Source organism: Megasphaera intestinihominis (assembly GCF_040096415.1).
In the GTDB taxonomy this organism is placed as follows: Bacteria; Bacillota; Negativicutes; order Veillonellales; family Megasphaeraceae; genus Megasphaera; species Megasphaera intestinihominis.
Genome location: NZ_JBBMEU010000073.1, coordinates 1 through 10,022, shown reverse-complemented (window position 1 = coordinate 10,022; position 10,022 = coordinate 1). Strand labels below are relative to the sequence as shown.

General features: G+C 53.6%; 9 protein-coding genes. 2 read left to right on the top strand and 7 right to left on the bottom strand.

Features of this window, described 5'->3' with window-relative positions; all coding sequences use genetic code 11:
- Positions 1-158: 158 nt before the first annotated feature.
- Positions 159-1,613, bottom strand: a complete 1,455-nt coding sequence (gene pepD / locus WMO23_RS09915; protein ID WP_292106687.1) for a beta-Ala-His dipeptidase — start codon at positions 1,611-1,613, stop codon at positions 159-161.
- Between the two features lie 255 nt (positions 1,614-1,868).
- Here pepD and WMO23_RS09910 point away from each other — a divergent pair, with 255 nt between their 5' ends.
- Positions 1,869-3,959, top strand: a complete 2,091-nt coding sequence (locus WMO23_RS09910; protein ID WP_292106681.1) for an OPT family oligopeptide transporter — start codon at positions 1,869-1,871, stop codon at positions 3,957-3,959.
- A 185-nt stretch (positions 3,960-4,144) separates the two neighbouring features.
- Positions 4,145-5,443 (top strand): nickel pincer cofactor-dependent isomerase, group 22, encoded by a 1,299-nt coding sequence (locus tag WMO23_RS09905; RefSeq protein WP_292106679.1) that lies wholly within the window; start codon positions 4,145-4,147, stop codon positions 5,441-5,443.
- 1 nt (position 5,444) lies between these two features.
- On the opposite strand, the gene WMO23_RS09900 is transcribed toward WMO23_RS09905, so the two are convergent.
- From WMO23_RS09900 to WMO23_RS09875, 6 genes are all read right to left on the bottom strand, one after another.
- A complete protein-coding gene (locus WMO23_RS09900; protein ID WP_292106677.1) occupies positions 5,445-5,681 on the bottom strand; it encodes a hypothetical protein in 237 nt (78 codons plus the stop codon).
- A gap of 16 nt (positions 5,682-5,697) precedes the next feature.
- Positions 5,698-7,035, bottom strand: coding sequence for a subtype B tannase (locus WMO23_RS09895; protein ID WP_292106674.1), 1,338 nt, complete (start codon positions 7,033-7,035; stop codon positions 5,698-5,700).
- Positions 7,036-7,286: 251 nt separating this feature from the next.
- A complete protein-coding gene (locus WMO23_RS09890) occupies positions 7,287-7,874 on the bottom strand; it encodes a phosphatase PAP2 family protein (RefSeq protein WP_292106673.1) in 588 nt (195 codons plus the stop codon).
- Between the two features lie 23 nt (positions 7,875-7,897).
- A complete protein-coding gene (locus tag WMO23_RS09885) occupies positions 7,898-8,338 on the bottom strand; it encodes an Rrf2 family transcriptional regulator (RefSeq protein ID WP_292106671.1) in 441 nt (146 codons plus the stop codon).
- A gap of 12 nt (positions 8,339-8,350) precedes the next feature.
- Positions 8,351-8,695, bottom strand: coding sequence for a molecular chaperone Hsp90 (locus tag WMO23_RS09880; RefSeq protein ID WP_292106669.1), 345 nt, complete (start codon positions 8,693-8,695; stop codon positions 8,351-8,353).
- 363 nt (positions 8,696-9,058) lie between these two features.
- The gene (locus tag WMO23_RS09875; RefSeq protein WP_298674721.1) at positions 9,059-9,697 is read right to left on the bottom strand and encodes a bifunctional 2-keto-4-hydroxyglutarate aldolase/2-keto-3-deoxy-6-phosphogluconate aldolase; all 639 of its coding nucleotides are present in this window, start codon (positions 9,695-9,697) and stop codon (positions 9,059-9,061) included.
- Between the last annotated feature and the right edge of the window lie 325 nt (positions 9,698-10,022).

Genomic DNA, 10,022 nt, shown 5'->3' with positions numbered 1-10,022 from the left:
CCTCTTTTTGTTAAGTTTTACTGTAGGGGGCGCCACGTGGGCGACCCGCTGGGTATTTATATGACGCCCATGACACCTGACTGGGAAATCACATATATCCAGGAACGGGCTTGCCACATGCAAGCCCCTACGAGCCACGAATCACTATCCACTAGCCACTAATTATTTAATTTTCCCAATGTCTTGGCGACGATGCGGGTCAGGAGGGCTACCGTATCGAGTTCGACCGATTCATCGGCGCTGTGGATGTCATGCGTCGTCGGGCCGACGGAGATGATGTCCAGTTTCGGGTTCATGGAGAAGAAGTACCCTGTTTCCAGGCCGCCGTGCATGGCTTCGATGCGGGCTTCTTTGCCGGCTTCTTCCTTGTAAACGTCAGCGACGAGGGGAACGAGTTTACTGTGCGGATTTTCCGTCCAGGCCGGTTCCGGCGAAGCCAGTTCGATGTCACAGCCTGTCAACTCTGCATAAACGGGGAGGATAGCCATCAATTCGCGCAGGCGGGCATCGGCCGAAGCGCGGGGGAAATACTGGATGGCGACATGGTCGCCTTCAGTCCGGATCGTACCGATGTTGGCCGACAGGTCCGGCAGCTTCGGCAGCAGCTGGTTCATGGCGAAGACGCCGCAGTGAAGGATGTTCAGCAGGCTGACCAGATTCTTCGTATCGTCAGCCGAGAAGGTCTGGGCCGGTACGTCGGCACTTTCGACGAGGAAGTGGGCGTTCTTTTCGACTTCACCATACACTTCCGCGATTTCGGCCTGTTCTTCGCCGACGGCTTTCTTCACCGTTTCACCTGCGTTTACATCGTCGACAACGATGACAGCCGAGGCTTCCGACGGGATAGCATTGGCAGCTACGCCACCCGTGATAGATGCCAGGACATAGGATACGCCGGCCTGGGCAATGCGGCGGAGGGCCAGGCTCAGGGCCTTGATGGCGTTGCTCTTGCCGTCGTTGATGGTTTCACCGGAATGGCCGCCGGCAAAGTCTTTGGCTGTGATAGTAAACGCCTGTTTACCTTCAGCAGCCTGCCAGTGGATGGGCCGGCTGAAATGCGTATGGACGCTGCCGGCCGAGCCGACACAGAGGACATCCATGTATTCAGAGTCACAGTTGATGATGTACTGCACATCCTGGACGTATTTCGGATCCAGATGGGTAGCCCCGGTCATGCCCGTTTCTTCATCGACCGTAAAGATGAGGCGCAGCGGGCCGTGCTGGATATCCTGCTGGATGAGATACAGCGCCAAGGCGACGGCAATGCCGTCATCGGCACCGAGGCTGGTCCCATCGGCGTGGAGGATGTTGCCTTCGCGGACCAGTTTGATTTCACTGGTCAAGGGGTCGAAATCGACGCCGGGCTTGGCGACGCAGACCATATCCATATGGCCCTGGAGGACCGTAAGCGGCCAATCTTCGCAGCCCTTGCTGGCCGGAACATTGGCGATGACATTATATACTTCGTCCTGTGTTACATCGGCAACGCCCAGTTCATGGAGACGGCTGACGATATAATCGCTGACGCCTTTTTCATGGTGGGACGGACGCGGATGCTTGGCCAGTCCTGCAAATTCGTGGATGACACCTTCAATGATTTCATGATCGTTCATATGACAAACGCTCCCTTCAAAAAGTCTCTGCGATTGACTTGCTTAATCGTTTATTTATTATACCACGGACGAGGCGCATCGGGCTACTATCCGCATGTGTATATTTTTGCTTGCGAAAAAGTAATTATACAGCTGTTTTTCCGCGTACAGTGTACAAATTGATATATGACGAATGCAAAAAAATTGAGTATAATATAAGCGTCAGTGAAGTTGTACGTTTTAGTACTGCTTAATTTTTATTTGGGAGGTTTTTCTATGAAACCACAATCAAATCTGACTGTGAACTACCCAAGTATGCCGGAATTGACGGCCCGCGGTATGATCCTCGGCGCCCTGATCACCGTTATCTTTACGGCTTCCAACGTATACCTGGGCTTAAAAGTCGGCCTGACGTTCTCGTCGTCCATCCCGGCTGCAGTCATCTCCATGGCAATCCTGCGCATGTTCAAACATTCCAACATCCTGGAAAATAACATGGTACAGACGCAGGCATCTGCTGCCGGCACCTTATCTGCAATCATCTTCATCCTGCCGGGCCTGCTCATGCTGGGGTACTGGCAGGGCTTCCCGTTCTGGCAGACCCTGCTGCTCTGCGCCTGCGGCGGCTCTCTCGGGGTCTTGTTCACTATCCCCCTGCGCCGGGCTATGGTCGTCAACAGCGACCTGCCGTATCCGGAAGGCCGGGCTGCTGCTGAAATCCTGAAAGTCGGCAGTGAAATCCGCAAGGAAGAAGCCAACGGCGAAGACACAAGCAAAAAAGAAACAGGCATGAAAGATATCGTCGGCGGCACGGCCCTGGCTGGTCTCTTCAGTCTCTGTTCCAACGGCTTCCACGTCGTTTCTTCCGAATTCAGCTACTGGCTCTCGTTCGGCAAAGCCGTCACCCAGATTCCCCTGGGCTTTTCGACAGCCCTCCTCGGCGCGGGTTACCTCATCGGCATCGCCAGCGGCATGGCTATCTTAGTCGGCACGCTCCTGGCCTGGTACGTCTTCGTTCCCTATCTGACGTCGGTCATCACGCCGGCTGAAGGCCAGAGTGCCGCCGCTTTCGCTAAGGCCATCTGGGCTCAGAAAGTCCGCTTCATCGGTGCCGGCTGCATCGGTATCGCCGCTGTCTGGACCTTGATCCGCCTGGCCAAACCGGTCGTCGACGGCATCAAGATGTCCATCAACGCATTGCGCGCCAACGATACGGAAGAAAAGAAGATGCTCCATCATACGGACATCGACATGTCGCCGAAATCGGTCGGCCTGGTCTTCCTGGCCATCCTTATCGGCTTGTTCATCACTTTCTACACCTTCGTCAGCAACGCCGGCCTTTCCATGTCGGTAACGCTCATGTTCATCGTCGTCGGCATCCTGGTCGCCATCCTCATGGGCTTCTTCGTCGCTGCTGCCTGCGGTTACATGGCAGGCCTCATCGGCACGTCGGCCAGCCCGATTTCCGGTATCGGCATCCTGGGCATCATCGTATCGTCCCTGGTCGTCCTCGGTATCGGCTCTTCGGCCGGTGTCTTTGAAACCATGCAGGGCACGCAGTTCGCTACGGCCTTTGCTATCTTCATCACCAGCGTCATCGTCAGCATCGCTTCTATTTCCAACGATAACCTGCAGGACCTCAAGACAGGCTACCTCGTCGGCGCTACGCCGTGGAAACAGCAGGTCGCCCTCATCTTGGGCTCGATCATCGGCTCCTTCGCCATCGCTCCGGTCCTGAACCTGCTCTATCAGGCCTATGGCTTTACCGGTGCCCTTCCCCGTGCCGGCATGGATCCGACCCAGGCCCTGGCAGCTCCGCAGGCAACCTTGATGACGACCATCGCCCAAGGTATCTTCAGTGCCAGCCTCGACTGGAACTACATCCTCTTCGGTGTCGGTGTCGGTATCGCCGCCATCATCATCGACCTCATTTTGACGAAAAACACGAAATCCCTGGCATTGCCGCCGCTGGCTGTCGGCATGGGCATTTACCTGCCGCCGACACTGGAAATCCCTCTGGTCATCGGTTCGGTCATGGGTTATCTCATTCATAAGTCCCTGAAAGCCCGCGCTGCCCGCCGCAGCCCTGGCCACGAAGAAGAAGACGTAGAAGCCTGCAATCATCGCGGTGTCCTCTTTGCATCGGGCCTCATCGTCGGCGAAAGCCTCATGGGCGTCATCATCGCCTTGCTCATCGTCGTTTCCGTTACTTCCGGCGGCAGCGAAAACCCGCTGGCCCTGGTCGGCAAAGACTTCCAGTCTACAGCTGATATCCTCGGCCTGCTCTGCTTCATCGCCATGATCGCCATCTTCGTCCGCCACATCTTGATTACCAAGTTCAATCCGGAAGATGCCGAAAGCAAGTAAGGAATATGCCGCTTACATTAGAATTTCATTAAAATTTCGACAAAATCCTCAAAAAAAGTCCTCGTACACAATACATTTTTTGGTACGAGGGCTTTTTTTGCATATTTCTTCTTTTCCCCTAACGGCGTATAATAAGGGTATCCCGCAGACTATCCTGCGAGTCCACTTTAAAGGAGGTCCTTTCTTTGTTCTTTCCCAAACTCGACAAGCAATCCCTGACCGACGGTATCGTCATCCCGCAGATGGTCAAAGTCCACCAGGCTTTCCCCCATAAAGATTTAGCCGATCCTGTGGGCACATTGAAACAACAGCTCCTAGCTCTCGAGGAAAAGACGACGGCCAGCCTGCCTGGTAAACGCATCGGCATCACAGCCGGCAGCCGCGGGCTCCCGCACTACAAGGAAATCATGAAAGCCCTTTGCGACCAGCTCAAGGCCTGGGGCGCCAAACCCTTCGTCTTCCCGGCCATGGGCAGCCATGCCGGAGCCACCGCTGAAGGCCAAAAGGCCCATTTAGCTCAGTTCGGCATCAATGAAGACTACTTAGGCGTCCCCGTCCTTTCCACCATGGACGTCGTCGAAGTCGCTACCTTAGACGATGGCTTCCCGGTCTACTGCGATAAAAACGCCTACGAAGCCGACGGCATCATCTTATTCAACAAAATTAAACCGCATACACACTTCAAATATAAACACGAATCAGGTCTGCTGAAGATGATCTGCATCGGCTGCGGCAAGCACAAAGGCGCTTCGACCTTCCACGGCCGGGGTTATGACGCTTTCGGGCCCAACCTGGAACGCGTATCGAAAGCCTTCTTGCAGCATGTAAACGTCGTTTTCTCCGTCGGCATGGTCCAGAGCCCCAGCGATGACATCGCCGCCCTGGAAGTCATCCCGAGAGATAAATTCTTTGAACGCGATGCTGCCTTGCAGACCATGGCCAAAGCCGAAATGCCCCGGCTGAAACTGCCCCACATCGACGTCCTCATCGTCGACGAAATCGGCAAGGAAATCAGCGGTACCGGCATGGACCCGAACATCACGGGACGGACGGAACGCTTCAGTCAGGAACCGGCCTTCCGCGCCTTAGCGCCGGACATCGAACGCATCGTCATCCTGGATATAACCGAGGCTTCCCATGGCAATGGTGCCGGCTGCGGTATGGCCGACATCGTCAGTTACCGCTTCGTAAACAAGATGGATTTCGCTTCCGTTTATACCAACTGCATTACGGCCAAGTCCTTCCGCATGGCCCTCCTGCCCCTGTATGGCAACAGCGATAAAGACGCCATCGAAATGGCCATGGCCCACGCCTTCCTGACCGACCCGAACCAGGCTAAAATCGTCCGCATAAAGAACACACTGAAACTGGAAGACATCGAATGTTCCGTCTCGTGCTTAGAAGACATAAAAAACGATCCGGACATGACAATCACATCCGAACCGTTTACATGGAAGTTTAACGAAGAAGATAATCTCTGGTAAACTAGTTTTTATGACCGATGGCATCCATCCAGGCGAAGAGCTCGTCTAAATCGTAATCGCCGGCATGGCCGCGGGCCCAGGGAGAGGCAAAATCGACATCATAACCGGCCTGCTGCAGACGCAGGGCGACGACTGCCGGTACGGCAATGGTCGTATCGCGGTCGGCTTCGCCGTGGCGGATACGCCAGTAATGCGCCGTCTTGACGCCGGATTTGCCGATGTAGTTCAGGGGATTCATCGTCTTGACGATGTCCTTATCGGCCAGAGCCGATCCGGCTATGGTCGAATGGTCTTTGCCGTATGTATACTGTAAAATGCTGTTTATCGACAGTTGCCGTGCCGAACTCTTCCGTTTCAGCACTGCTCATATCGAGCGCATCAAAGGCCGGGGCTGCCTTCAGCCGGGTTACATCGACAGCATAGCCGGCTAAATCCATGTCGGTCACTTTGCCGTCGTTGATGGTCAGCCATGTCTTGGAAGACAAATCGGTGCCGTTGTCGAGGGCTTTCTGTGCCGAAGCCATGTAAATCGATTTAATGTAATCGGCAAAGGAGCCTCGTCCATTTTCATCGAGGGTCAAGGCTTTCCCATTCTTGTCAACGAGATGTAAACTATTGATATAAGCCGGGTACATGGCTTTCAAATCCTTCGATGCCTGTTGCTGGACAGCGGTCATTTCCGTCCCGGCTGCGGCTTCGACCGGTGCATTGTCAGGCCGGTTGGTAACGACGCCTGCCGGTTTAGCCTGGCTATTACCTGCCGGCGGTTTCATAGCACCCATATTTCCCTGATGATACGTGTTTACACCATTAAACATCCATTCATAAGCCATGTCAGCATGGTCCAGGTCGGTAATCGGGCAGTATACGCTGGAAGCATAAATATCATCCCGTTCATCAGCCGCGCCAAGGGCTTTCAAATACGGTTCATAGTCCTTACTGTCGCCTGTCGCCCCGATGAGCGTCGATAAAGCACCGCCGGCACTGGTTCCATTAGAAATGATTTTTTCCGTATCACCAGGCAGTTTCCCTGCATTATGGCGCAAATAACGGACAGCGGCCTTCATATCGACGATAAGTGCCGGAGCCTTGCCGGTATACGTGCCGTCAGCAGCCTGAGTTGTCCGTCCACGGGCTCCCGGAGCTGCGACGACATAGCCTTTGGAGAGGGCGACGAGCATGGCATTGGCACCGCCAGTCATCCGATCATTTTCAGACGGCTGCCCCGGTGCCCCCGGCATATAACCGCCGACTGTATTGGGCAGGAAAATCGGAGCTGTCTTCGCCGTATAGCCGTTGATCGTCTTGCCATTAAAGTATCCTTCGGGAACGTATATATTCATGGACTGGTATGTCGTATCGACAGGATGGGCCACATACACCCGGTTTTCATAGGCCCGGAAAGCCACTTTCTTACCGTCGACTGTCATCGTTTTCTTTTCATACTTCGTCGTATCCAAATCGAGGCTATACGTCTGCTGCACCGGAGCAGCCTGGGCCGTTTTAGCCTTAGTCTGCGTAGCCGCCGCTACGGCTTGTACCGGTTCTGCTTCCGTCGTATCCGCCGCCAACACCAGGCCGCTAGTCATCATGAAAAACAGCGCTGCTGCGCACATCTTATTTCTACCTCGCATATCACAACTCACCTTTCCTTAAAAATAGTTTTAATTAAAACCATTTCTTTCTGCTTTAGTATACCATAGAAATGTGGCGATGCTATGACAGTTTGGAATAAAAAAAGAGCTGTCCTATGAAGACAGCTCTTTTTTTAGCAGTCAGCAGATAGCCGTTAGCAGTTAGCGGATGGTTTTAAATTTAAAGTCTCCGTGCACCTATCAGCCCATCAGCACTTGCGCCACCAAGTCTGTACGACCGTGGCCCCGACGTGCCAATAGTAAAGGATGTGATCAGCCAGTTGTGAACAACGTTTACTATGGTAAACGACATGGCTGGCCGCAGCTCCGATGAAGAAGCCGCCGACGACGTCGCTGACGTAATGGAGACCGCTGAGTATCCGCGACGACGCCAGGACGCCTGTCCAGGCCAGGGCCGGCAGTCCCCAGGGGTTGTGCCGGGCCAGTAGCATCAGGGAAATGGCCAGACTGTTCATGGAATGATTGCTGGGAAAGGACGCATTGGCCTTATGCGCTACCAGCGGCGCCGCGTCACCACAGGCAAAAGGCCGGGGGCGATGCCAGATTTTACCGATGACCCAGGAAACCGAAGAGCCCACGATGACGGAAAAGAGACAGTAAACTAATGTCTTCCGACGTTTAATCTGCTCTGAAACCGGCCGCGGCCGGAACCATTCGATAAGGCCATAAAGGATGAACAGCCAGTAGCCGAACCGGGTAATCCAGGTAAGGATCCGAAGCCAGGTTCTGCGCCGGGCAATGAACCATTGAGCGAATAAAAAGATAGACCTTGCCATGATAGCCTCTCTTTCAGCCGGACTCAGCCCTGTTTTGCAAAGACGTCCCGCATCGTTCCCGCTACATCGGCCAAGGAGATGCTGCGCATCTTATCCTCCATGGCATCCTGCACCTGATGCAGCCTGTCGTCCAGGCCAGCATGAATCGTCTTGCCCACCGGACACTGCGGGCAGGGATGTTCGTGGAAATGGAAGAGCGAGTCGCCGCCAACGCAATCTACGGCATGGTAAACGTCATATAAACTAATGTCAGCAATCGGTTTTTCCAACGCTGTACCACCGGTCCCGCGCTTGACCTGGATCAACCCGGCCGCTTTGAGCTGGATAAGCAGTTTGCGGATGATGACGGGATTCGTCCCTACGCTGGCAGCAATGAAATCACTCGTCACTTTTTCCGTTTTGCCGAAGAAATCGATGCACAGCAGGGTATGGACGGCCATGGTAAATCGACTGGAAATCTGCATATGAAAGACTCCTTAAATGGCTTTTAATTCACGAAGGATAGCCAGGTCAGCCGTACAAGCCGGGCAGTCACAGAATTTAGCCCCTTTGGCCTGAATATCTTTGGCGTGAGCCAAGAGCTGTTTCGCTGCATCGGCCCCCATAATCTGGACAGCATGTTCCGAAGCTGCAAAGGCCAAGAGTTCATCGATGGTCGAAACGCCCTGCTTCAAGGCTTCGATATAAGCCGGCGCAGCTGCGTCTTTATCGGCAGCATCGAGCCAAGCCTGAGCGGCCGTTTTCAGCGTCGGATTGCAGCTGGGAGCTGCCATCAAATCATGTGTCTTAGCCGTAACGAATTCTACTGTTTTTGCATCCATTTTAAAAAACCTCCTATAAATGACGAATCAAAACATCCAGGATAGAATTATCCTGATTACATCCCTATCATACGACATTTTTATTGTAAAGTCAATGGTTACATATTATATGTTTTATTGAACTATTTTAAACTTATTTATTTTGATTTAAATATTTGTCGCCCGCTTGGTTATCACGTTTTTAAAACGAGTGTATTCTCTATTTAAACGTTTTCCTTTGCGTGTAAACAATTGTAAAAAAAGAGGCTGCGCACGCGCGACAGCCTCTTTTTGAGTTTTAAGTTTGCAGTTTTTAGTTTGTAGTGGATGGGTAAAAATTTAAAACCAAAAAACTACAAACTACAAACTTTATACTATAAACTTTTAAATTCGAGCAGCCTGGACGGCGGCGATGAATTTCTTGGCCGTAGCCGTGATTTCATCGGCCGTCTTGCCGCCGCCTGTGAGGGCACCGCCGGCACCGACGGCGACGCAGCCGGCTTTGATCCAGTCACCGGCGTTTTCTACATTGACACCGCCTGTCGGCATGAGCGGAGCCTGCGGCAGGGGACCATGGATGGCCTTGATGGCTTTCATGCCCAGGATTTCCCCAGGGAAGATCTTGACGACGTCAGCACCGTATTCCAGGGCCGTAATGACGCCGTTGAGGGTCGTCGTCCCCGGCATGACGGCCACGCGATAGCGGTTGCAGAGCTTAATCGTTTCTACATCCAGGGCCGGCGATACGATGAACTGGGCGCCGTCGAGGATAGCGATGCGGGCCGTAATGGCATCGAGGACCGTACCGGCGCCGATGAGGACGTCGGGATTATCGGCATATTTCTTGGAAAGGGCTTCGATGACTTCATGAGCCCGCGGCGTCGTGAAAGCCAGTTCAATGGCCGTGACGCCACCTTTGATGCAGGCTTCGGACATCATCATCGCTTCTTCCGGTGTCTTGCCTCGAACGACAGCGACGACACCGATTTCCTGAATTTTCTTAACAACATCTAATTTATCCATGATTTTCTCTCCTTTTCACGACGGATGAACGTTTTACCCCCATCATTCCGGGCGGGCTCGCCACGTGCGAGCCCCTACATGTTTTTATACCCATTTTCGTAGGGGCGCCACGTGGGGCGCCCGTTCCACATTTATCGGCCATGTCCTATTCACGGTTAATGGGGTTGTTTTGCACCAATCATACAGATTGATGCAGGGGTCATTAACGCAGGTCGCAAGCCACAGCGGTCCCATAGGACCGCACGTAGGGGCCGTCCCAAAGGGCGGCCCGCTTGTGGGAATCCCACAACCAACATCATGCGTTCTGTTGGAATACCGCCAGTTG

Bases quoted from the DNA above. Each gene is read 5' to 3' on its own strand.
- pepD (WP_292106687.1), bottom strand. From the start codon at position 1,613: ATGAACGATCATGAAATCATTGAAGGTGTCATCCACGAATTTGCAGGA.
- WMO23_RS09910 (WP_292106681.1), top strand. From the start codon at position 1,869: ATGAAACCACAATCAAATCTGACTGTGAACTACCCAAGTATGCCGGAA.
- WMO23_RS09900 (WP_292106677.1), bottom strand. From the start codon at position 5,681: ATGAATCCCCTGAACTACATCGGCAAATCCGGCGTCAAGACGGCGCAT.
- WMO23_RS09895 (WP_292106674.1), bottom strand. From the start codon at position 7,035: ATGATGACTAGCGGCCTGGTGTTGGCGGCGGATACGACGGAAGCAGAA.
- WMO23_RS09890 (WP_292106673.1), bottom strand. From the start codon at position 7,874: ATGGCAAGGTCTATCTTTTTATTCGCTCAATGGTTCATTGCCCGGCGC.
- WMO23_RS09885 (WP_292106671.1), bottom strand. From the start codon at position 8,338: ATGCAGATTTCCAGTCGATTTACCATGGCCGTCCATACCCTGCTGTGC.
- WMO23_RS09880 (WP_292106669.1), bottom strand. From the start codon at position 8,695: ATGGATGCAAAAACAGTAGAATTCGTTACGGCTAAGACACATGATTTG.
- WMO23_RS09875 (WP_298674721.1), bottom strand. From the start codon at position 9,697: ATGGATAAATTAGATGTTGTTAAGAAAATTCAGGAAATCGGTGTCGTC.